Below are 22,640 nucleotides of genomic sequence, written 5' to 3' on the forward strand. Positions count from 1 at the left end.
TTGTTGACTGGTAATAAGAAAGGCTGAATTTATTCAGCCTTTCTTATTATTATTTTTCGAAATGATACTCCAGTCCTATTGACAATCCCAGTGTGATATTTCTGGATGAGCTTCGATCTGATTTCCAATGAGAGCCCGTACTGCCATGAGCGTTGTAGATATAATCTTTGTTTATCGGATCTGCTAAACTATAATCGGCTCTAAATTTTGTATTCATAAATACCTTGTCTGCAAGCCTAAAATTGAAGCCTACTCCTGCAACAACATCAAACAAAGACTTATTAAACCATTGCATATCACTTCCAGGTAAATAATATCCCGAAGGCATATCAATTATTGCTTTTTTCAAATTTGAATATTGAAACCCAGCTGTAAATTCGATTGGTACCTTATGTTTTATAAAGGGTCTGTAGTTTAATGTTATTGGAATTTTAAGGTATGAAAGCGTTATTGGAGCATAAAATGGAGAGTTAGAACCATAATCAACTCCCTGTTTTGAATATAAAACTCCAAAATCAAGACTAATTTTTTCATTGAAAACATTGCCGCCTGTTAATCCAGTCATAAAGCCCTTCTTCCACATCGGGTTTGCATCTGGATCATTTTTTTCACCTGAATTACTAATGAATGTTGTTTGAGGCATATAACAAAAACCTATTTTAAATACAGAAAATTCTTTTGGTTTTGGCGTTGGTTTTTGCTGTGCATGAATGCTTATCGAAAACAATAAAAATACGCTAGATAAAAAAAGGTGTAGTTTGTAATTCATATTAAAGTAAACATGGTGTTGAATATTGCAAAGATATTTAGTTTTGATCTATAATAAAAGACTCAAATGCTTAAATGCACTATGGTCTTTTACCTTTAGCACTTTGCATTAAGATTTTCCCGATTCTTTCCTGTTTTGATGTATTTATTTGTACAAACCAAATCAATTATCATTATGAGAAAGTTATCTGTATTCTTTTTATTGCTGAGCGCGGGTTGCGCTTCAGCGCAAGAAATCCCTCAAGCAAACGTTCCAGCCGTTGTTGTTAATGCATTTCAGCAAAAATTTCCGCAGCAAGTAGCAGTTGAGTGGGAATTAAAAAAAGGCTTGTACGAAGCAGAATTTGAAATCGAAAATCTGGACCACAACGTTTACATTGACAGCACAGGAAAAATTGTGCGTTACAAAAAAGAAATAACAACAAATGAATTACCCGCTGCTGTGAATACATCTATCCAGAAAAATTTTAAAGGATATAAAATTGAAGATATTAAACGGATAGAAGAAGCAACGGGAATTACCTACAAAGTAGAGTTAGAGAAAGGTGAAGTCGAACGCAACGTAACGTTTGCAGTTGATGGAAAAATTGTAGAAAATATTGTTGACTAGTAATAAAAAGAGAGGGCATAAGAAAAATCTTGCCCCCTCTTTTGGAATTTGTTTTTTGAAATTTGGAATTTTCGGAACGTCAGATTCTCGCCTGATACGTATGCAATTCGTAATACCTTCCTTCTTTCGCTATCAACTCTGCATGGTTTCCTTGCTCTGCAATTTTTCCGTTTTCAATTACCAGAATTTGATTGGCTTGTCTGATCGTGCTCAATCTATGCGCTATTACAAACGTTGTTCTACCTTTCATTAATTCTGCAAGTGATTGCTGGATCAATGATTCACTTTGCGTATCCAGATTCGACGTTGCTTCATCTAAAATAATAATTTTAGGATCGGCCAGTATTGCACGTGCGATTGCAATACGTTGTCTTTGTCCACCCGATAATTTTACACCACGCTCTCCTATCAATGTATCCAGGCCTTGTTCAAAGCGGTCGGTGAATTCATTTACGTATCCGGCTTTCACCGCATTCAGCAATTGTGCTTCTGTTGCATTTGGTCTTGGGAATAAAATATTTTCACGGATTGTTCCTTCAAATAAGAAATCATCCTGCAATACAACACCCAGATTTTTACGATAGCTGCTTAAGGTTATTTCTGATAGATCTTCACCATCAATCGTAATTTTACCGGATTCCGGATTTAAGAAGGTCGCTACCAAGCCCGCTATTGTTGACTTGCCAGATCCCGATGTCCCAACAAGTGCTGTTACTGTTCCGGCTGGTGCGTCAAAACTTACGTTGTTCAACACTTCTTTTCCTTCCTGATAGGCAAATGAAACCTGATCGAATTTGATATTTCCTTTGATGTCTTTCAATACAACCGTTCTCTTTTCAGCATTCTCTTCCGGATCCATGTTCATGATTTCTTCCGTACGATCAAGTCCTGCAAAGGCCTCTGTAAGCTGACTGCCAATGTTACTCATCTGTACAATCGGCGCGATCATAAAACCAAGATATAACGTAAAGGAAAGGAAATCTCCGTTTGTCATTTCACCTTTGATCATAAAATAACCGCCAATGCCCATAATGCCTAAGGTAGCCATACCAAGCAAAAACAACGAAGCACTAGTTATCAAAGATGTGGAGGTTAAACTCTTCTTTACATTATCAAACAAGCGATCAACACCTGCCTGAAATGTTTTGTTTTCCTGCTCTTCGGCATTAAACCCTTTGATAATACGCACACCGTTTAATGTTTCCGTTAATCTTCCGGTTACATCTGCATTTATAATTCCTCTTTCTTTAAAGATCGGACGTATATAACCGAATGCTTTCATCGCAATGAAGGCGAAAATTGCAACGGGCAATAATACGTACAACGTCATAATCGGACTGATCTTAATCAGCAGCACCAAAGCAATCACCGAAGTAATGGTACCACCAATCAATTGCACCAGGCCGGTACCAATTAAATTCCGCACACCTTCAACATCCGTCATAATGCGGGATACCAATGCACCTGATTTATTGTTGTCAAAATAACTGATCGGCAAACTTAAAATTTTTCGTTGTACCTGAACGCGAAGTTTTGAAATTAATAACTGTGCTTCAACACTCAGCAGTTTTGTAAGCATAAAAGACATGGCTGCATTTACGGCAATCGATAAACCAACAACCCAAAGTAAGGTATACAGCATGTCAATATTTTTGTTCGCCACAACATCATCCAACAGATATTTACTTGCACCTGGCAAAACCAAACTAGCTAAGCGACTGATGATGATCATAATTAAACCGATGAAAACGATTTTTCTTCTTGGCCAAATGATGGTTTTAAAAACCTGACCAAGGGTAACTTTGCTTTTCTTTTTTTCCATTATTTAAAATAGGTGAATACAAATTCAGACATTAAAGATACAACACAAAAAGTGCCTGTAAAGTTGTAGTCGGATAAAGGGCAATTATATTGTAGAAGCACCATAGTTTAAAAAAATAGATTTTGACAGACATTTCAATTGCTTACAAACGTTTTCATTCCTTGTCGTCCATGAAAAAATTCTATTTTTAATTTTTCTTGTCACTTGTTCTATATACAGCTCAATTCTGTTTATATTCTGTTGATTTACAATTCAAAACGCACAATAAATTTGCTTATTACACCCTTAATCGGCCTACATTCTTATTTAGTTTTTCTACCTTTGCCTCAATTTTAAAAGAACTTTTAATAACCGATAAAATGATCCATATCCGGAGCGTATGTGCTGCAATACTATGTCTCTTAAGTTTCTTACCGGACTCTTCGGCGCAGACAACGTATTCACTGCAAAAGGCACTACAAGTAGCTAAAGCAAACAATGTCCTTTTACAGGCACAGCAATTATCGTTAAACATTGCAGAGGCAGATGTTATTTCAGCCAAGCTTAGGCCCAACATGCATTTGAATAACCAGACGCTTTTTTTAATGAACCCCAGCTATTATCCTGCAAATACAGATTGGACCAACGGTCACAATCAACAGGTATGGTGGCAATTAACAAAAACGTTTCAGGCTCCGGGACAACGTTATAATAAAATCGATTTCGCTCAGCAAAATGTACTGCTTACTCAAAAAGCATATGCAGCAACCGAACGTGAAGTATTTTTTGATGTAGCAAACAAATGGCTGCAGGTATGGATTGACAGCAAACAGATGACGCTCATCACTGAAGTGAAAGAGAATATTGATTCGTTGGTTGAGATCAATGAAATACGTTACCGCAATCAGGTAATCAGTGAAACGGATCTGATGCGTACTCAATTGCTTTCTGATCAATACGATTTGCAATTGATTGCACTACAACAGACCTACAAAAGTGATCTGATCATTCTTAAAGCTGCAATTGGTATCAACGACAGTATTGACGTTGATCTGAACGACCCTTTGTTGATTTCCTATACTACCCAATACGACAGTCTGCTTGAACAGGCACTTACAAACAGAGCAGATATACAAGTTCACCGCGCAACATTGCTTGCCGCAGAATCAAATATTAAACTTCAGAAATCACTGGCATGGCCTCAGACAGAACTCGGTGCTATTTATAACCCACAAAACAGCATTCCCTATTTTGGCTTTTATGGTACAATTGAAATTCCTGTTTTTTCCCGCAATCAGGGTGAGATAAAAAAATCCTATGTACTCAAACAACAGGCCGAACGCAACATCAACGCTGTTCAGTTTTTGATTCGGGCCGAATTACTTTCAGCCTATCAGACATTTAATATGTATCAGATGAATCTGGATAAATACAATAAGATGATGATTACTTCCGAAAAAGTATTGGGCAATGTACGCTACAATTATTTAAGAGGCGGTACCAATATTATCGATCTGCTCGAAGCGCAGCGTAGCTGGCTTGATTCGCAGCAGCAATACAACAATATGATGAGTGAATACCGAAAAAGCTATGTGCAATTATTATATTCCTTAGGCTTGATCAATCAAATAGCACAATAAAAACATGATGAAATACTTTATAGTAATAGCACTTGTGGCTTCAACGGGATTTTTTTCCTGTTCAAATAAACACGACTCAGAAAAGAAACCTGAAAACAAATTTTCTACTGTCCTTGACGGTGGGAAAAAAATACAATTTACCACTGAAAAAAGTTCTGATGCTTTTTTGACTGAAGAAGTGAAACGTTCGAATATAATTGCAGCACTTACGTTCCCGGCTAAAGTTGCAGCCACTGTTATTCCTTCTGATCAGGATGGTTCAAGTAACATTATTCTGTTTGAAGATCCGGATCTTGCGGGCAATTACACAGCGCTTATTCAGCACATCATCAACATCAATCAGATTAAAAATGTAAACATTGTTCAAAAGAAAATTGAACTGGAACGTGTAAAAGATTTAAAAGCACATGGTGTTTCTACAGGTAAAGATTTGTTGGAAGCAGAAACCAATCTAAGTATGGAGCAAACAAATCTTGCTAACGAACGCGCTGCCTTATTAGAGTCTGAATCGAATCTGAATGGCGGAGGCTTCCAGCCCGACGTACTTAGAAAATCAAGAGCAGGCACAGCATACATTATTTGCGAGGTCCCCGAAAGTCAGATGAGCAAAATCAAAAAAGGCGATTATTGTTTTGTTGAATTTACCTCGATGCCGGGTACAAAATTTAAAGCAAAAGTTGATGGCATCGCCGACATCATTGATAACGTAACCCGTATGATCAAAGTGCGGATCAATATCGACAACAGTCAGTCAACACTTAAGCTCGGTATGTATGGCATGGTTTCGTTTGAAGTGAATGAAGGCGACAACATCAGTGTAAGCAACAGCGCATTAATTACCGTTCAAGGAAAAAATTATGTCTTCTTAAAAAGATCTTCTGTGTTGTATGAACGCAAGGAAGTTTTTATAGGACCACAAATCAATGACCGTGTAATTATTTACGACGGGTTGAAAGTTGGTGAGCAGGTTGTTATAAAAGGCATCATTCAACTGAAAGGGTTGAGTTTCGGTTATTAAAACCAGCGTTTCAAATTTCATTTATATAGTATATACCATTCGTTTCTTCTTTTAAACAAGAAGAATATTTAACAGAAATGATTAAAAACATTATTACTTTTTCTATTAACAATCGCTGGATTGTAATAGCTGCAAGCATTGTAATGATGGCCGTAGGTTATTGGTGTTTGGTGAACATCAAGATTGAAGCCTATCCCGACATCGCAGATACCAATGTGATTGTTGTAACGCAATATCCGGGCCGTGCTGCTGAAGAGGTTGAGCAACAGGTAACCATTCCCATTGAACGTGCTTTACAGAATACACCCAATGTATTGGACCGCAGAAGCAGAACCATCTTTGGTTTAAGTGTTGTACAACTCACGTTTAAAGACGGCACAGACGATTACTTCGCACGCCAGCAGGTAATGGAACGTATGGCAAGTGTTGATCTTCCTCCGGATGTGCTTACACCCGAACTGGCACCTCTTACCACAGCTGTTGGAGAAATCATGCGTTATGTTGTTGAAGCTCCTTCCTATTACACACCTACACAATTAAGAGATTTACAGGACTGGGTAATCAAACCCTATCTCTTACAGGTACGGGGCATTGCGGATATCAGTACTTTTGGCGGACCATTAAAACAATTCCACGTAATTGCTTCAGCAGATAAACTGCGCAAATACAATCTTACGATGCAGAATGTGATTGATGCCATCCATCAAAACAATCAAAATGCCGGCGGAAATAACGTGGTGCGCGGCGAACAAGCCTTTGCAATCCGTGGCTTGGGTGTTGTAAAAACAGAAAGCGATATCGGTAACATCATCTTAATATCTTCCAACGGAGTTTCGGTCTTTATTAAAGATGTTGCATCGGTAGAAATTACACCGCCCCCGCCAAGCGGAATTTTGGGATACACAGTTAATGAAGATGGAGAAAATGTTAACAGCGGTGTAGAAGGAATTGTTTTATTAAGAAGAAAGGAAAATCCAAGTGAGGTCCTTGCTCTAATGAAACAAAAAATTGAAGACCTTGAAGCAAATGAATTACCGGAAGATGTTAAAATACGAATCTTATACGATCGCAGTTTCTTAATCGATCATTCGCTGGAAACTGTTGGACACACCTTATTCATGGGCGTATCCATTGTTGTTATTCTACTTGTCTTTTTCCTGGGAAATATCCGCAGCGCATTGGTGGTTGCATTAACCATTCCCTTTGCCTTACTCTTTGCATTTATACTGATGAAGATAACAGGCATTCCGGCAAACCTGTTATCGTTAGGTGCAATCGACTTTGGTATCATTGTAGATGGAGCCTGTGTGATGGCCGAACACCTGCTGCGTAAATACCGGTCAGCAAGTCCAGAAGAGAAAAAACAGGGAATCATTATGCTCTCCATTAATTCAGCGAATGAAGTGGGCCGCGAAATATTTTTCTCTGTAACCATTATCATTTTAGCCTACTTACCGATTTTATTAATGACACGGGTGGAAGGTAAGCTCTTCTCACCAATGGCATTGACACTTGCGTTTGCAGTAATCGGTTCTATGCTGGCAGCATTAACAATCATACCTGTTCTGTTGTCTTTTTCTTTCGCTAAAGTAATTTCCAATCCGGATGTTCCGTTGAAAGAACATAAAAATTTCGTGCTGGAGTTTTTACAAAAAGGATACCGCAAGATTCTCGATATTGCCTTAACGCATTACAAACGAACCGTTATCATCGGCTTTACGATTGTAGCGCTTATGATTGGTTGTATAATAAAATTAGGAACAGAATTTCTACCGACGCTGGATGAAGGTTCAATCTTCTTCCGTGCGAATTTTCCTTCCGGTATTACCATTCAGGAAAATGCAACCTATGCTCCGAAGATCCGGAAAATTATTGCAAGCTACGCACCTGTTGCTTTTGTAATTACCCAAACTGGTCGCAACGACGATGGTACGGATCCTTTCCCAGCTAATAGAAATGAAATTCTTGTTGGTCTGAAAGAATATTCGTTGTGGACAGATACCATTACAAAAGCAGAACTTTTACAACGTATAAAACATGATCTGGAAGAAGAATTACCTGCAGTCCGTTTCTCTTCCGGGCAGCCCATCATTGATCAGGTAATGGAAATTGTAAACGGAAGTGCTGCCGACCTTGCTATTTCTATTGTTGGTGAAGACCTAGAATTGATGCGTTCCAAAGGCGATAGTATATTAAGTCTGGTTAAACAGACCGCCGGTTCAGACAATGTGAACATAGAACAGGAAGGTCCGCAGGAACAGCTTTGTATAAAAATCAACAGAGAGCGTGCCGCACGTTTCGGCATCAATGTAGCGGATATTGAAATACTGATCGAGACTGCCATTGCGGGTAAGGCAGTATCTGTGCTATATGACGGTGCTAAGCGTTATGATATTGTTGTTCGTTATTTACCGGAAGATAGAAACTCAATTGCTACCATCAGCAACGTAATGGTTAAATCTGCCGACGGTGCTTTAATTCCATTGAATCAATTGGCAGAAATTCTTTTTGTGCAAGGACAAACAAACATTTACAGATTCAATAACAAACGTATGATCACGGTACGAACCAATGTTAAAGGCCGTGATCAGGGTGGGTTTGTAAAAGAGCTTCAGGATAAAATTCATAAACACATTAAAGTACCAAAAGGATATGAGATCATCTTTGGTGGGCAATATGAAAACCTGCAGCGTGCGGGTAAGCAATTGTTGATTACTATTCCGCTTACCATCGGTATGATTTTTATTTTGCTTTATATTCTGTTTAAAAATATGAAGTATACGTTTGTTACCATGACCTGTATTTTATTTGCGCTTGCAGGTGGTATCTGCGGATTGTTAATGCGCGGTTATTATTTCAACGTCTCGGCGGGCGTTGGTTTTGTAAGCATCTTTGGTATTTCAGTGATGACCGGTGTGATCCTGATTTCTGCCCTCAATAAAAAAACAGAAGGTATCACAGGCGATCGAAAAGAACGTGTACTGGAAGGATCTGCCGAACAAATGAGCGCATTGCTTTCCATTTTAATAGTAGCTATCATTGGCTTGGTTCCTGCGTACTCCTCGTCCGGTATCGGATCGGATGTTCAACGACCTTTGTCTACCGTGATCATCGGCGGACTTACAAGCACGTTGATCATTGCACCAATCATTCTCCCTGCTTTGTATCTATGGGCAACAACTAAAAAAGAGGATGTCGATACGAAGAAAGAAGAAGTAAAGCCAGCAGAATAAGAATTAACATATTCATTCATAAAAATAAGCGCTCTAAAGATTGAATTCTTAGGGCGCTTATTTTTTATCGAGTATTTGAAGGTGCTATTATTGTTTTTATTGTATCATAATATGTAACTTTATTTTTATTTGAATCTTTTTAAACACTCTCTATACATGTTAAGAACATTACTGATTTTGCTAACCGTTTTTTTGCTGTTCGATCTTCAAGCCCAGAACAAAAAAATAAAACAGATTACTGCAAAAGAATATTACCCTTCCGGAAAATTAAGCATGATAATCGTTGAAGATTTTGATACTTCAGGTTTGCAAACGAAAAGAAGCGTATACGATGGAGGTAAAAAACCATTATACTTAAGCGTGAGTGTTTACGACACAACAGGTCTTTTAATAAAAGAAACGAATTACGACAAACGTGCTGAAACAAATGATGTTTGGGAATATTTTTATAATGAACGCAGAGACTTAATCCGCCAGCAGCGTTTTTATTCCGATACCAAAATGCTTTACATCGAAAGTTATAAATTAACTTACAATGCAAAGGGATTGGAAATATCAAACGAGGAAACGTATAAAGATGGATCAAAAGGTTGGTTTTATAAGTACGAATATGATTCTTTGAACAACATGACGAATTCCAAATCTCATTTTAATGATACCATACGAACAGAATATGCATATACCTACTCAGGAAAATTGAAGACCTCGCAATTTTTGTATGATTATGAAAATAAAAAAATGAAACGCGAATTAAGCGAAATGATCTATTATACCTATATCGAAGACCGCGTTGCTACAAGAACTGTTCATTCTGTTGCCAAACATTTAAGTAAAAAAAGCATCAGCATTAAAACTTATACATATGACAAAAACAATCTGTTAATTTTAGAAACTTATACAATCGATAATGTTCCGCAAGATAAAACAGTTTATGAATATGTATTTTATTAGCAGAATTAGAAATCATTTATTGTTCATCTAAATAGAATGCCATTATAAAAAAGCTCTTCATGGATTAAAACCCATGAAGAGCTTTTTTATTAAAAACCAATTTGTACATAATGATTTCAGCCATAAGTCAAAATGTATCTTTTATTCTGACTTTTGTATAAATCCTTTTGCCTGCGCCCAAATACCTTTGTTTCATTCACAAATCAATTACTCAAATGACAAAGACTATTTTCATAACCGGTGCATCAAAAGGATTTGGTAAAATCTGGACAGAGGCTTTTTTAAAACGTGGCGATAACGTTGTTGCTACGGCAAGAAATACAGACGCGCTCAGCGATCTGGTAAAACAATACGGCAAACAAATTCTGACACTTCCATTAAATGTAAACGACAGAGAAGCAAGCTTTACTGCGATCAAAAAAGCGAAGGAACATTTCGGCAGACTGGATGTTGTAATCAACAATGCCGGTTACGGACTTTTTGGTGCCGTGGAAGAAGCAAGTGAAAAAGAAGCACGCGATCAGATCGAAACCAATGTATTTGGTTTGCTATGGATCACACAAGCTGCACTTCCCATCATGCGCGAACAAGGCAAAGGTCATATCATTCAGATCTCCAGTGCCTTGGGAGTTGTTACGTTGCCTGCATTAGGTTTATACAATGCTACAAAATGGGCCATTGAAGGACTTAGCGAATCGTTAGCAGCTGAAGTAAAAGGTTTTGGCATTGATGTAACGATTGTAGAACCAAACGGTTATTCTACCGATTTCGGTTCAGGATCTGCTACACATACAACAGCAATTCCGGCTTATGATCCGGTTAAAGCTGCTTTGTATGCGGGCTTTACAGAAGACAGTACCGGTTTACCGGAAGCAACAGCAGAAGCAATGTTAAAACTTACTGCAGTAGAAAATCCTCCATTACGTCTGTTTTTAGGAAAAGTAGGTTTGCCTTGGGTCAAACAAGTATATGCAGAGCGGATGGCCGTTTGGGAAAGCTGGAAAGAAGTTTCAGAAAAAGCACAGGGAAAGTAATTATTTGAACCGATTTTGTGTTCAGTAAAAGTGATGGATTTACTTCAGATGTAAATCCAAACTCTCCAAGGGTTTTAAACCCTTGGAGAGTTAAATTTATTGATAGCTATTATATGAAACATTTTAAAAGCTTAGGTGATATGCACCGGTCACATGGTTTTCCGGCACCCGAAAATCCCTTGTTCAGTATTTTCAAATGCAGCAGAAATGGTGCGTGTTCTTCTGCCAGCAGCGGAGAATTTACGAGCGACTTTTATATGATCGGATTTAAAAAATTGAAGTCGGGTGAAATGATATACGGCCGCACCAAATACGATCACGATTCCGGTACGATGTCTTTTATAAAACCACGACAGGTAATTGCGTTCAATAATATTGAACTTGAAGACGACGGCTTTATGATTTATATTCACGAAGATTATTTGAACGGCCATCCCTTGCATTCAGAAATACAAAAGTATGGCTTCTTTGAATACGAGTCGAATGAAGCGTTGCACCTTTCGCCAAAAGAAGAAAGCATCATCTGGGATCTGTATGCAAAAATTGAAACGGAGTACAATAACAATCCAGATGATTATAGTAAAGATATTATTCTTACCCACCTGGATTCTATTTTAAAATATTCTCAACGTTTTTACAAGCGTCAGTTTATAAACCGTGCATCGCTTTCGGGCAAGCTGATGTCTAAATTCAACGAGCAGTTGTCGGTATACGTTACCAACGGATCGCTTCAGAATAAAGGTTTGCCGAGTGTAAAGTTATTAGCGTCACAGTTAAATATTTCTTCCCGCTATTTAAGTGATCTATTAAAACAGGAAACGGGGAAAACTGCGATCGAACTGATTCATATCTATCTTATTTCCGAAGCAAAAAATTTACTGGTAACGGATGTAAATTCCATAAGTGAAATAGCGTATACATTGGGCTTCGAAAATCTTCCCTATTTTTCCCGTTTGTTTAAAAAAGAAGTTGGTGTGAGTCCGGTGCAGTATAAAAAACAATATTTGAATTGAATGAACGGCTTTCTGCTCTGATAAAATACTTCATTCAAAAAGTCGGATAACCTTCTTTATTTGAATGCGTAAATTATGACTGTATATAACGAAGTATTAAGTCATGAAATCAATTTTTACCGTCCTATTAATCGCTTCGGCACAGTTGCTTTTTTCTTCCTGTAAAAAATCGGACGTAGAACCGGAATACGATTACGGACCATTTAATTACGGACAGATTTCTTCTATCTCTGCAAACGGAAATATTGTGATTGATCTGGTGCAAGGAACTTCCAATGAAGTTGTGCGCATTACAAAAGGCGGTCCGCAGGTAGTTGCAGCCGGTGGCGGGCTTATTCTCAATGGCGGTGGAACGGTACGTCTCAGTGTTAAAGACCCTTTGTCTATTAGTCTGAACGGGTTCGGCAGTGGTGTAAAAAATACCGGTCCCGTTATCATGGAAAGTTTAGGTATTTACAATCAATCCGGCACAATCATTATAGACTCTCTTACAACAGAACAATTCTCCGTTACATTAAATAATCTTGGCGACTGTCAGGTTAAAGGCCGAACAGGTTATCTAACGGTATCTGCAACCAATCTTCCTACCTTTTATGGCTTCGGATTATTAGCAGACAGTTGTCTGCTTAATGTTTCTACCCTTGGTCAGATTCAGGTGAATGTTATACAAAAGCTTAGCGGTGTAAGTTATGGTGCCGGCACAATTTTCTATAAAGGAAATCCGGATATTACGCTGCTGCAAGCAAGCGGAAGCGTTGTTCATCAGCCGTGATTGACTTTATAAATTTCAAACTATCGATTGATGTTAGTCGAAACACCTCCAAGGTTTTGAAAATCTTGGAGAATTCATATTATCGTCAAATCCGATGTACCGCTTCTTCTGTCAATACAAAAATTTCAGCATCTCTATGATAGGGCATATGTGCCAAGCCTGTTAATCGACCGAAAGCCGGCATGATCAGCGTATTCTTATTTTTATAAAAACATGGAAGCGTAATGCTTTGCCTTCCTTTTCCATACAGCACAAAACCCGGATGAATATGTCCGCTGATGGAAAACTCATTTTCTTTCAAGGTCACAAAATTATGTGCGAATACAAATCCATTCTCATATACAGGTTCTGTTTCTACTTTGATGTCATGTTTTTCATAGTGATGCTCTCTCAAAATATCATGATTTCCGCGCACAAGTGTAAATCGTATCTTCGAATATTTTTTTCGCAGGGCACCAAAATATTCCCACTCCTGATTGTATTCGCTGTGAAATAAATCCCCTAAGATCAATAACCGTTCAGGTCCATAGCTATACAGCAATGCATCTAATTGTTGCAGATCATCAATACCCGATTCCATTGGAATCGGCAAGCCGTGTTTGCGAAAATGCGACGCTTTTCCCAAATGTACATCCGAGACAATTAACGTTTTAGCATTGTGCCAATAAATTGCTTTTTGTGGAAGTAATTCTAATATATTATTATTTATTTTTAAGAATTGTCCGCTCATTATTCTTTCTCCAGTTGTGTTTTCATTTTGAACAAACGGTCCTCTAATTTTTCATTGGTAAATTTTCCACGCATCCGGTCTACCATAATCGGATAGGCAAATGGCGTTACTTTCTCAGGCTTTACCAACACAAGCTTCTGTTCATTAATTCGGTTATAGGCTTTGCGCATGCGTTGAATTTCCAATTGAAAATCCAGTACTTCGTCGTATGCCTGTCGCAATAACAAATTACTACTATCGTATTGTTCAAATACTTTGAAAAACAATTCGGCATTGGCTTGTAAGTGTCGTGTCTTTGCAGATTTTCCCGGATATCCCTGAAACACCAATCCTGCAATGGATGCAATTTCACGGAAGCGGCGGCGCGCCATTTCCGTTGCATTTATACTCAGCTGAATTTCTTTTTCTAAATTTTCAATCCCAAATAAATCTAGCTCCAATGCTTCTTCGATCGGAATTTCCTGATCAGACAACAATTCAAACCCATAATCATTCATCGCTACAGAAAACGTCATCGGTTTGATCTCGGAAATTTTCCGTGCAACAATTGCCGCCATACCTTCATGTACAAACCGTCCTTCAAACGGATACATAAATACATGATATCCTTCGCGGCTCTCCACATATTCAATTAGAAATTCTTTATTGGTTGGCAAGTGCGAACGCTTCGCCTGAAGATCAAACAATTCTTTTAATTTTTTCAATTCCTCTTCTTCAATTTTATCTGTGTCAAAAAAATGATCGATCTTATAGCGGATCATTTCAGCAAGCTGCGAAGACAAAGGCATCCTCCCGCCCTGCCAACTCGGGACCAATCCTTTTTTTGCTTTGCTTTTTCGCACCAGCACATCCATGTGGTGAATGTGCACGATCTCTAAGTTATTTCCCGAAAACCAGAATACATCGCCGGGTTTGAGTTTCGAAATAAAATTTTCTTCAATACTACCCAATCGTTTTCCGCTTAAATATTTTACCTGCATCGCAGAGTAACTCACAATCGTGCCCATGGAAAGCCGATGTCGTGAAGCAATGGAACGGTCGATTACTTTATAGATTCCATCTTCAATAACAACTTTGTGAAACTCATCATACGCATCCAGTGAATTGCCGCCATTGGTAATGAATTGCAATGCCCAGGCAAACTCTTCCGGAGTAACACTTGCGTAGCAAAAGGTTTTTTTAATTTCTGAGTAAATTACTTCCGGTTTGAAACCATCTGCAACAGCAAGGGTTACCAGATACTGAACCAGCACATCAAAACTTCGGATATACGGAATGCGGCTCTCTACCACATTGCGTTTGATAGACTCACGCATAGCAGCACCTTCAATGATTTCCAGGGAATTTGTCGGCACAAAATAAATTTTACTCAGCGCACCCGGACTATGTCCGCTGCGGCCGGCGCGTTGCATAAAACGTGCAACGCCTTTCGGACTGCCAACCTGCACTACAGTATCTACCGCAGAAAAATCTACACCCAGATCTAAACTCGAAGTACAGATCACTGCTTTCAATTTTCCTGCGTGTAAATTGTCTTCAACCCAGGTACGTGTCTTTTGATCCAGCGAACCATGATGCAAAGCTATCAATCCAGCAAACTCCGGTGCTACTTCAAGCAGCTGACGGTACCAGATCTCAGACTGCGAACGGGTGTTGGTAAAAATTAAAACAGAATTGCTGCTGTGAATGATCGGTACAACTTTTGGTAAAAGTTTTGTTCCTACAAAACCCGACCAAGGAAAGTTTTCAATTTTATCCGGAAAGATGGTTTCAATCTCAACGCGTTTCGGCAATTCTGCTCGAATCATCTTTGTCGGCGTTTCATAATTTCCCAATAGCACATCTTTCGCTTCTTCCAGGTTTCCGATGGTTGCAGAGATTCCCCAAATCTTTAAATCCGGATTCAAGCCTTTCAATCGGGATAAGGCAAGCTCCATTTGTACGCCACGCTTGGAACCGATTAGCTCATGCCATTCGTCAACTACCACAGTCGACAAATCTTTAAACACATCTGCATACCCTTTTTGTGAGAGCAGCAGATGCAAACTTTCCGGCGTGGTCACCAGCAGCTGCGGCATATTTTTTTTCTGCTTTGTTTTTTGTGCCGTAGTTGTATCACCGCTGCGGATGGCTACTTCAAACGGAATATCAAGATCCACACACGAACGTGTGGTAGCATATTGAATTTCTTTTGCCAGCGCACGGATCGGTGTGATCCAGATGGCTTGCAGTCCAGCTTTCTTTTTTGTTTTAGATCCGGGATTCTTTTTTAAATACTCCAATAAAATACCAAACCACACGGAATAGGTTTTACCGCTTCCCGTTGGTGCATTCACCAACCCGGAATACCCATCCAGCATGGATTTCCAGGTTTCCTGCTGAAAAGTATGTGCCTTCCATTTTTGATTTTTGAACCAAGCAAGTATGTCTTTTTCTGTCATGCTGGTTTTGATAATTGTTGAATCAGATCCAACAGGTCTTCTTTGTGATTGGCATCGTTGATGGATTTATCTTTTCGCCAACGCAGTATCCGCGGGAAGCGCAAAGCCACTCCCGACTTATGCCGCGGCGAGGGATTGATTCCTTCAAAGGCAATTTCAAAAACAAGCTCGGGTGTAACGCTGCGCACCGGACCAAATTTTTCTTTTGTATTTTTCTTTACCCAACTATCTACTTCTACCAATTCTTTATCTGTCAATCCCGAATAGGCTTTCGTAAATGCAACAAGTTCATCGCCGCTCCAAACGGCAAAGGTATAATCGGTGTAAAGATCTGCTCTTCGTCCGTGGCCACGCTGGGCATAGATCAGCACGCCATCCACAGTCAACGGATCAATTTTCCATTTCCACCACTTGCCTCTTCTTCTTCCCGCTTCGTATAAACTGTCTTTGTGTTTCAGCATCAAGCCTTCGCACATACGGTCGCGTGAAGCTTCGCGCAAAACAATCATTTCTTCAGCCGTACTGCATGCAAACACCGGTGAGATTTTTAATATCGCGTTAGCGGACGGATTTTTTTCTTTGATTTCTTCCAGTATCGTTTCAAGCATTGCTCTGCGTTCGCTCATTGGCAGCATGCGTATATCTTCGCCTTTGTGTTCCAGCAGATCGTAGCACATCATAGCGAGCGGCGCATCCGCTAAACTTTTCTTTGAAAGATTTTTTCTGCCGATGCGTGTCTGCATTACATGAAAAGGCATCGGTTCATCACCATTGAACGGAAGGATCTCACCGTCGATCACAGTACCATCAGGTAAAGCTTCTTTTAAAATTTCGAATTCCGGAAATTTATCGGTCATTAGCTCTTCGCCACGCGACCATACAAATAATTCGCCACGACGCACTATGATTTGTCCGCGGATGCCATCGTATTTATATTCAATCTGCCAGTCGCTTATATTGCCCAGCGTTTCCATCGGCACATCCAATTGATAGGCCAGATAAAACGGATAGGGTTTCGAAAGATCTTCGGTTGAATCTGTGTTGAATAAAAGATTTTCTAAACTTGAAGTTTCAGGAATCCAATTGCCCATCAAGCGATGCGCTACATTGCTTTCAACCAGTTTATAATTTTTTGCCAGTGCTTTAATCACCAGTTGCTGTGAAACACCCACACGAAAACTTCCGGTGATCAGTTTATTAAACACAAACCGTTCGGGAGTATTCAACTGCATCCAGATTTCCTTAATGATCTGCTGCCGTTCTTCTTCAGTTTTCATGTCCAGTGTTTTCAGCAAAGCCATCATACCACTCAACGAATAATCGGCTTGTGTTTCTGAAACCGGCAGCAATAAGGTAATCGTTTCTGCAAGATCTCCAACTACATGATACGATTCCTCAAACAGCCATTCATTCACGCCAGCCAATTGCATGGACCACAATTTGAGTTCTGAAGTTTTAACCGTACGTTTTGGTTTTTTTCCTGTGAGCAAGGCTACAGCCCATAATGCATCGGCTTTATCTGATGCTGCAAAGTAATCGGCCAGTGCATCGATCTTTGCATTGGTCTTGGTCGTTTGATCCAGTTCCGTAAAGAGCTCAGCGAATTTCTTCATACTCTGCGTCGGTTTCGTTGTTGTTCTCTTTTGCTTCGCCTTCGTTCAAAGACTCTCCTTCGTATAAAGTATCTACTTCAACGGCATTCAAATGCAATTCTTCACGCAGCCATTTTGCGAACACAGATTTATATCCGTGTGTTACATATACATTTTCAGCACCGGTTTCTTTTACGGCTGTATTCAGTTCATCCCAATCAGCATGATCAGATAATACAAAACCTCTGTCGGCGCTTTTGCGTCGGCGGGTACCACGCAGCTGCATCCATCCGCTGCAGATGGCTACGGAAAACGGATCAAAACGCTTGAGCCACGGTGTTCCGATTGCAGACGGCGGTGCTACAATAATATTTCCTTTGAATAATGCTTTGTTTGTTTCTCCGGCTACTCTAGTTGTTGATGGTAATTCCAAACCGTCTTTTGTAAGCAGACGATTTAAATTATCTACTGCGCCATGGGTGTATATTGTTCCAATCTCAGGATCCAGATGTTTGATAATGCGTTGCGCTTTGCCTAAGGCATAACCGATAATTACACTGGCTTTTCCTTCTTCTTTATTTTTTTGCCACCAGGTATTAATATCTGCATGTGTTTGTTTCGCTTCCGGAAAACGATATACAGGCAAACCAAAAGTTGATTCCGTTACGAAGTGCTGACAACGCACAGGTTCAAAAGCCGTCGACACGCCATCTTGCTGCAATTTGTAATCACCCGATGCTACCCATATTTCTCCTTTATATTCCAAACGGATCTGCGCCGAACCCGGAATATGTCCGGCAGGATGCAGACTGATCCGCACGCCATTCATCACAATTTCTTCTCCGTATTCCACGCCGCGTATTTTTATATCTTCTCCTAAACGGAATTTTAATATCGGAACACTTATGCGATGCGAAAGATAATTTTGATTTCCACATTTGGCATGATCGGAATGTGCATGTGTGATGATCGCATTCTTTACTGGTTTCCACGGATCGATGTAGACATCGGCCTGCGGACAGTAAATTCCATATGGATCAAATTTCAATAGCATAACTGAAATAAATTAAAGCCTGTCGACTCACTACAAAAATAAGTGATCCGACTATTGTAGCCTTTATATAATTTCGCAAATAAATATGAGATTTATACTACTGTTATTTAATCCTAAAAAATAATTCTTCTTTTATTGGGTTTGGAATTTCTGAATTGGCTGGTGGATTTGTGCAACCGTGATGTAAAGCAATTATTTTATATGAAATAAAAATAGAAAGTCATATCCAATATTATTACACCAAGACAGACGATTGTAGAAGTAAAGCTTGTTATTTTCTTTGTTTCAGTAAAGTCTTTCTTGTCATAAATAATAGAATAAATGAACATAACAACTAATAGATATAAGCAATATTCCATCATAGTATTTGAATCTTTAGAGCTTGATCCAAAAATGAGTGTTGCTAACATAAGTCCAATAATAATTGTTAAACCAATCCTACTCGTTTTTTGCTCGTATTTCTTTTTGGGTTTATTTAACATTTTATGATTTATTTTTAATGGCTACTGCTTATCAAAATATGGATTGATCAAAAAGTTATACGCTGAATTTTATTCGTAACTCAATATAGGAAAAAAAAGAGTAACGCTGGTTGGCGCTACTCTTTTATCAAAACAAATTCGTAAAACGTTTACGGGAATTTCACACCTGAATATTTTGTAGCATCCACCAATGGTAAGGTTGAACCATAGGTAGCATTTATTGCTTTAAGAAATTCGTTCGCTAACATGGCATTTCCTATTGGTGTTAAGTGTACACCATCTAATGAAAAGGCGCCACCGCTAACAAACGTTGTGCTCAGGGTTACGCCGTTGTAAACAACTCCTGTTTCAACCTGCGTTAAAAATTTATTTACATCAACAAATGCCAATCCGTATGTTGCTGCTAAATTTTTAATTTTTGTATTGTAGTTGGATACGGCTGTTTGTATGTTACTGATTTCAGAAGCTGTCAATACATATGCATTCGGTATTGCTTTTACAGATCCCCATTGTTTGCATTTCAAGGAATCCTGCGGAACCGACAATAATACAAATTCAGAAGAAGTTATTTGTCGTTTGCCACCGGGCGCAGCAGCATCTGCAATAATAAATGGATTCTGTCCTAAGTGAAATGTAATACCTAAAGGTGCATAGGCAGCATTTAATCCATCTACCTGTAACTGGCTTGTTAGCACCAAACCATTATAGGGTACAGTTGTAAAATACGGAACAGAAGTAATATCCGGTACGTTGGCTATTGCTCCTTTTGCTCCGCCTGAAGTAAGTGTTGCTACAATGGCATCCATACTCGCATCAAACCCTGTACCTGCTGCACCGGCAGTTGGAGTAATTGCATCGCTTGCTCCGCCCGCTAAAGCATAAAGCAGTACATCGTTGCTTCCGATAAATAATGTAAAGAACGTTGGACTTTGAAGCATTGCATCTGATAACATGGAAGCGCTGGCAGGATTAGAAGCCATACGGGTAAAGAATGGATTGAAATTTCCAAAACCATTAGCCGGATTGCCATAACCAGGATAAATAGTAGTTATGGATTTTGCTCCGGGTACGCCCATGTTATTGAATGGGCCACTTGATGCATAGATGTTGCTGGCAAAAATACTTAAGTCGCCTGAAGTTGCTGCTGGCACAGGAGCCAAAGATGTATTTCCCAAACAATCAGCATGAGGAGCTAAAATTAATTTTGCGCCACCGCTAGCTCCAATACCTACAGATGTTGGATCTACAAGAGGCTGCTTAAATTCCCCGGCACCAATGCGGGCAAATTGTTCGGATATGAGTTTTGCATAAGACACCTGTTGACCATCATAATACAAAGCATTATCTGCATAACCCGATGTGATTGAATTTCCAACGGCAACATATGTGCTTACATCCAGAGAACCTTTATTAACTGCAGGCTCCTCTACTGTTGGTTTACAGGCAACAATGCTTCCGCACACTGCCAATGTATATAGAATATGAGTATATTTTTTCATGGCTGATTAGAAGTTATAGGTTAGTGAAAGACCCGGTACTAAAATACGTGTCTTGTATGTACCTGACATATTGGTTTCAATATTGGTATCGGTACGTTTCATAAAGTTGATGTAACTGAATGATGCATCGATACTCAATTTATCTATTGGCTTATAACCTATACCAGCCGTATAATTCAAACGGTCTGCATCCGGAACTTCCGGTGTTACATAGCCATCTTTAATCGGAGTCTTTTCAAAATTGATCCCTGCACGAACCTGGAATTTATCGCTCAATGTATATTGACCACCCAAACGCAATGCATAGGTATTTTTATAATTTCTTGGCGACTCTGTATCTTTTAACGATGAGGTGTTTTGATCGTAATCAAATGCCAGCGATTTATAACTGGACCAGCCAATAAAATTGGCATCAAACGTAAGCAATAATTTTTCTGTAGGTTTTACGCCCACACCTACTGTCAATACTTGTGGCAATGGTATCGATGCGCTGAAACCGCCAGAAGGAAAACTGGTTGCTAAAGACGGCGGCACATTAAATGTTGCTGTTCCGTTGTTCAATTTCATTTTAACTTCTGAACGATATGAAATACCAAAAGACAATTTATCAGATGGTTTATAGTATACACCTAAGTTATATCCCATACCACCTGCAGTACCTGTTAAGTTTGCTGTTGAAGTTTGTCCGTTTGAATTTGCGATCGGCAAATCTCTGCTTAATTCTATATGTCCATAACCGTATACAAAACCTGCACCTATGCCTAGTTTGTCATTAATTTTATAACTCACCGTTGGCTGAAAAAATACCGATAACAATTTCAGTTCTGTAATCGTGTATCTACCCGACCATCCGTTTGGATACGTGATCGTACTGCCGAATGGTGTGTAAATCCCCATACCGAATTTGAATTTACTGTCTTTCGGGCCCCATACTCCGTAACCGGTGAATGGAGTGCTTATTGGAGAGATCGTGTGATACTGCTGCTGGCTGTTTCCGTCTCTGAATGCGGTGCTTCCGGAAGTTAAACTTACACCGGCACTTACACTGTTGCCTTCCAGATGCGACACACTTCCCGGATTATAGAAAACACTTGCAGCATCTAAGTTTGTTGCAACACCTGCCGCGCCCATGGCTTGCTGCTTCTGCCCCTGCAGATTGACCTGAAAGCCTTGTGCAAAAAGCCATACAGGTGACAGCATACAAATACCAATTAATAATTTTTTCATAGCATTAGATGATTACGGTTTAAAATTTTTTAAAAATGCAATTGGTGACAATCCTTAAAAATTTAGGACATAGTCTTAATATACACATTCAAAACTTTATATAAAAGCTTTGTTCTGTCCCAATTATTAATTTATACGGCTAACGATTTAAAAAGGGTTTAAAATATCTTGCTCATGCAATTTTAATTTTGATCGGGTTTCTTTAAATACTCATCCGTAAAATGTTTTTTCTCTTTGGGATTCGAGAATTTCTCCGTGTTGTAATTCTTAGAGTTTCCTTTAGAAATGGACAATGATTGCCAGTTTTCATTACAAAGCATTTTTCCTAAAAAAACAATCTGTCCTACGTGGTATGGATAATGCGCCAATTGCCGATTGATAGCTTCCATCACAGTATGTCCCTGATTGCGGATATAAATGGTTTTTACTAAATCTTCTTCCTGTAAATTATTGAGTGCACTGAAGAGACAATTCCAGCCTTCGTTCCATTTTAGTAATAATGCTTCTCGTGTTTTATCTTCGGTTTCAAATTCTGCATCTCTGTTACGCCATTCTTTTTCGCCATCAGCTGTTAAAAAATCTGTCCAGCGTGATAACATGTTTCCCCAAAGATGTTTCACTATAATTGCAATGCTATTGCTTTCCGGATTATACTGCCAATACAGTTGCTCGTCGCTTAGTTGCAAAAATGTTTTTTCACCTAATAGTTTATAGTATTCAAACTGTTTTATGGTGCTTTCTAAATAATTGCTTTTCATAAAATTCAGGCTTATGT

At 39.0% G+C, this 22,640-nt stretch carries 17 protein-coding genes; 8 read left to right on the forward strand and 9 right to left on the reverse strand.

Going from position 1 to position 22,640, the window contains the following annotated elements; all coding sequences use genetic code 11:
• Positions 1–49: 49 nt before the first annotated feature.
• The gene (locus A3EE_RS0102205) at positions 50–769 is read right to left on the reverse strand and encodes an outer membrane beta-barrel protein (protein WP_018341796.1); all 720 of its coding nucleotides are present in this window, start codon (positions 767–769) and stop codon (positions 50–52) included.
• Between the two features lie 174 nt (positions 770–943).
• Here A3EE_RS0102205 and A3EE_RS0102210 point away from each other — a divergent pair, with 174 nt between their 5' ends.
• Positions 944–1,378, forward strand: a complete 435-nt coding sequence (locus A3EE_RS0102210) for a PepSY-like domain-containing protein (protein ID WP_026209550.1) — start codon at positions 944–946, stop codon at positions 1,376–1,378.
• Positions 1,379–1,457: 79 nt separating this feature from the next.
• Here the strand turns inward: A3EE_RS0102210 and A3EE_RS0102215 are convergent, their stop codons facing one another.
• Positions 1,458–3,200, reverse strand: a complete 1,743-nt coding sequence (locus tag A3EE_RS0102215; protein WP_018341798.1) for an ABC transporter ATP-binding protein — start codon at positions 3,198–3,200, stop codon at positions 1,458–1,460.
• Positions 3,201–3,559: 359 nt separating this feature from the next.
• On the opposite strand from A3EE_RS0102215, the gene A3EE_RS0102220 reads away from it, so the two are divergent.
• The 7 genes from A3EE_RS0102220 (at position 3,560) to A3EE_RS0102250 (ending at position 12,840) form a co-directional block, all read left to right on the forward strand.
• Positions 3,560–4,819, forward strand: a complete 1,260-nt coding sequence (locus A3EE_RS0102220; RefSeq protein WP_157446841.1) for a TolC family protein — start codon at positions 3,560–3,562, stop codon at positions 4,817–4,819.
• Between the two features lie 4 nt (positions 4,820–4,823).
• Entirely contained in the window at positions 4,824–5,837 is a 1,014-nt protein-coding gene (locus tag A3EE_RS0102225) for an efflux RND transporter periplasmic adaptor subunit (RefSeq protein ID WP_018341800.1), read from the forward strand.
• Positions 5,838–5,914: 77 nt separating this feature from the next.
• Positions 5,915–9,070: an efflux RND transporter permease subunit gene (locus tag A3EE_RS0102230; protein WP_018341801.1), complete on the forward strand. Its 3,156-nt coding sequence runs from the start codon at positions 5,915–5,917 to the stop codon at positions 9,068–9,070.
• A 156-nt stretch (positions 9,071–9,226) separates the two neighbouring features.
• Entirely contained in the window at positions 9,227–10,021 is a 795-nt protein-coding gene (locus A3EE_RS0102235; protein WP_018341802.1) for a hypothetical protein, read from the forward strand.
• A gap of 215 nt (positions 10,022–10,236) precedes the next feature.
• Positions 10,237–11,055, forward strand: coding sequence for an SDR family NAD(P)-dependent oxidoreductase (locus A3EE_RS0102240; RefSeq protein ID WP_018341803.1), 819 nt, complete (start codon positions 10,237–10,239; stop codon positions 11,053–11,055).
• A gap of 113 nt (positions 11,056–11,168) precedes the next feature.
• A complete protein-coding gene (locus A3EE_RS0102245; protein WP_018341804.1) occupies positions 11,169–12,068 on the forward strand; it encodes a helix-turn-helix domain-containing protein in 900 nt (299 codons plus the stop codon).
• A 103-nt stretch (positions 12,069–12,171) separates the two neighbouring features.
• The gene (locus A3EE_RS0102250; RefSeq protein ID WP_018341805.1) at positions 12,172–12,840 is read left to right on the forward strand and encodes a GIN domain-containing protein; all 669 of its coding nucleotides are present in this window, start codon (positions 12,172–12,174) and stop codon (positions 12,838–12,840) included.
• Between the two features lie 85 nt (positions 12,841–12,925).
• Here the strand turns inward: A3EE_RS0102250 and pdeM are convergent, their stop codons facing one another.
• The 7 genes from pdeM to A3EE_RS0102290 form a co-directional block, all read right to left on the reverse strand.
• The gene (gene pdeM / locus A3EE_RS0102255; RefSeq protein ID WP_018341806.1) at positions 12,926–13,570 is read right to left on the reverse strand and encodes a ligase-associated DNA damage response endonuclease PdeM; all 645 of its coding nucleotides are present in this window, start codon (positions 13,568–13,570) and stop codon (positions 12,926–12,928) included.
• On the reverse strand, positions 13,570–16,011 hold the full coding sequence (locus A3EE_RS0102260; protein WP_018341807.1) for a ligase-associated DNA damage response DEXH box helicase: 2,442 nt from the start codon (positions 16,009–16,011) through the stop codon (positions 13,570–13,572). Before A3EE_RS0102260 ends, pdeM begins: the two co-directional genes overlap by 1 nt.
• The gene (locus A3EE_RS0102265; protein ID WP_018341808.1) at positions 16,008–17,624 is read right to left on the reverse strand and encodes an ATP-dependent DNA ligase; all 1,617 of its coding nucleotides are present in this window, start codon (positions 17,622–17,624) and stop codon (positions 16,008–16,010) included. Before A3EE_RS0102265 ends, A3EE_RS0102260 begins: the two co-directional genes overlap by 4 nt.
• Positions 17,608–18,657 (reverse strand): ligase-associated DNA damage response exonuclease, encoded by a 1,050-nt coding sequence (locus tag A3EE_RS0102270; protein ID WP_018341809.1) that lies wholly within the window; start codon positions 18,655–18,657, stop codon positions 17,608–17,610. The genes A3EE_RS0102265 and A3EE_RS0102270 overlap by 17 nt, the downstream gene beginning before the upstream one ends.
• Before the next feature lie 631 nt (positions 18,658–19,288).
• Complete coding sequence (locus tag A3EE_RS0102280) at positions 19,289–20,638, reverse strand: SGNH/GDSL hydrolase family protein (protein ID WP_018341811.1); 1,350 nt, start codon at positions 20,636–20,638, stop codon at positions 19,289–19,291.
• 6 nt (positions 20,639–20,644) lie between these two features.
• On the reverse strand, positions 20,645–21,865 hold the full coding sequence (locus A3EE_RS0102285) for an OmpP1/FadL family transporter (protein WP_018341812.1): 1,221 nt from the start codon (positions 21,863–21,865) through the stop codon (positions 20,645–20,647).
• Positions 21,866–22,047: 182 nt separating this feature from the next.
• Positions 22,048–22,623 (reverse strand): DUF1572 domain-containing protein, encoded by a 576-nt coding sequence (locus A3EE_RS0102290; protein ID WP_018341813.1) that lies wholly within the window; start codon positions 22,621–22,623, stop codon positions 22,048–22,050.
• Positions 22,624–22,640 lie beyond the last annotated feature (17 nt).

Source organism: Cytophaga aurantiaca DSM 3654, assembly GCF_000379725.1.
In the GTDB taxonomy this organism is placed as follows: Bacteria; Bacteroidota; Bacteroidia; order Cytophagales; family Cytophagaceae; genus Cytophaga; species Cytophaga aurantiaca.